The organism is Acinetobacter lactucae (genome assembly GCF_013344765.1).
GTDB classification, from domain to species: domain Bacteria; phylum Pseudomonadota; class Gammaproteobacteria; order Pseudomonadales; family Moraxellaceae; genus Acinetobacter; species Acinetobacter lactucae_A.
On record NZ_JABVBF010000363.1, the window covers coordinates 1 to 869 of the forward strand.

Genomic DNA, 869 nt, shown 5'->3' on the forward strand with positions numbered 1-869 from the left:
ATATACTTCTCTCACCTAGTGCCGGATCTAAAATAATTGCTTTGTTATTCTTTATTTCATACAAAACTACATAATGATTAAAATTCCAATGTAAGATAGAGGGACCATTTAGATGTTTTAAATTTTTTACATCAATTTTTAATGGTCTATTTGCCAAGCCTACCTTATTACATATTTTTGTTAAATAACCTAATGTCATTCCTTTAAGAGATACTGGGAATTTATATCGTAGTTCCCTTAGTTCCACCTTACTACCATGATAGTTTAGTATCATGGCTATACATGCCAATCCACATTCTGTACTTTCAGTTTGTAAAATAGTATATTTTTTTGATTTAAAGAAACCAAACTCTAATCCACTAAGTTTCATATACTTCTCACATTATTCTTTAAATACATTAAAGGTTTTAATATCCACTCATATACTCTTTTATTTTCTAGAATAATATCAACTTCTGCTTTCATGCCTGGTTTTAAATAAAAAACATTATTATTGTATTTTATTTTTTGATCCTTAATTTTAACTTTTGCAATAAAATAGGAACCACTATTATCATTTTCTGCATTTAAAATATTTTCACTTGAAACACTAATCGGTGAAATAGAATAAATAATACCCTCTCCTTGACCAAACTGTTGATAAGGGTATGCATCATATCTTAGATTAACTTTCCCACCCACTTTAACAAAACCTATTGAAGAACTAGGAATAAATAACATTGCCTCAACCAAAGAATTACTAGGTATAATATTAGCTATATTTTTACCTGTATTTAAATATATTCCCTTTAAGTCTTGAACAACATTAATATACCCATCAACTGGTGACTTTAGTATATATCCATTATTTTGTTCATTTAATGTTAATT

2 protein-coding genes are annotated in these 869 nt (G+C 27.2%); both read right to left on the reverse strand.

Annotated features, from left to right (window positions below):
• Positions 1 to 370: cysteine peptidase family C39 domain-containing protein (locus tag HUN22_RS17340; RefSeq protein WP_254617567.1), on the reverse strand; the 370-nt coding region annotated here is incomplete at its 3' end.
• The coding region (locus tag HUN22_RS17345) for an HlyD family efflux transporter periplasmic adaptor subunit (RefSeq protein WP_174731985.1) at positions 367 to 869 on the reverse strand (503 nt) is incomplete at its 5' end. The genes HUN22_RS17345 and HUN22_RS17340, both read right to left, overlap by 4 nt.